The organism is Mesorhizobium sp. M1E.F.Ca.ET.041.01.1.1, from assembly GCF_003997355.1.
In the GTDB taxonomy this organism is placed as follows: Bacteria; Pseudomonadota; Alphaproteobacteria; order Rhizobiales; family Rhizobiaceae; genus Mesorhizobium.
Window position 1 is genome coordinate 1 of sequence record NZ_RZSL01001239.1, and the last position, 500, is coordinate 500.

Consider the following 500-nt stretch of genomic DNA (forward strand, 5'->3'; position numbering starts at 1 on the left):
GGTAAGTACGTTGAGCAGCGGTAAAGGCGGCGGTCGCCCCGTACACGGGATCCGAGACGACAAGTTCATCGTAGTCGGCCTTATAGGCCGGATCGTCAGCGCCATAGACGAGCAGATTGTCAACCCGGTTGCTCGTTTCCGCACCGATCCCAAACGCGTTGAGCTTCCGAAAGAGTTCCGTCTTCTCAGCCCTGCTCGGTTTCAGATTCTCACCAAAAATGTTGCGGTAGATGCTCGCTAAATCGAGGTGTCCGGCGTCCTGCAGCGCAGGCACGTCGGCGCATGTCATCAATCCGTCCCGGGCGTCGGGATGACCGAGGAGACTGTTGGCAATCAACGCCAGGAGTTGACGCACCGGAAAATGGCTCCCGTTGCGCTCGCTAAGTTCAATGACCGCCGCAAGCCGCCTTTTGAATGGATCCTCTTCACCGACGCCTATGAGCCGTCGGCGATTTTCGAAGATGGGACAGATTGCGCCGTCGCTGCGCGCGGAGCAGCCG

At 59.0% G+C, this 500-nt stretch carries 2 protein-coding genes; one reads left to right on the forward strand and one right to left on the reverse strand.

Going from position 1 to position 500, the window contains the following annotated elements; all coding sequences use genetic code 11:
• Positions 1 to 289, reverse strand: a 289-nt coding sequence (locus EOA38_RS40000; protein WP_210213036.1) for a hypothetical protein, incomplete at its 3' end; no start/stop codon positions are given.
• 21 nt (positions 290 to 310) lie between these two features.
• Between EOA38_RS40000 and EOA38_RS40005 the strand changes: the two genes are divergently transcribed.
• A partial coding sequence (locus EOA38_RS40005; protein WP_210213037.1) for a hypothetical protein occupies positions 311 to 500 on the forward strand: 190 nt, incomplete at its 3' end.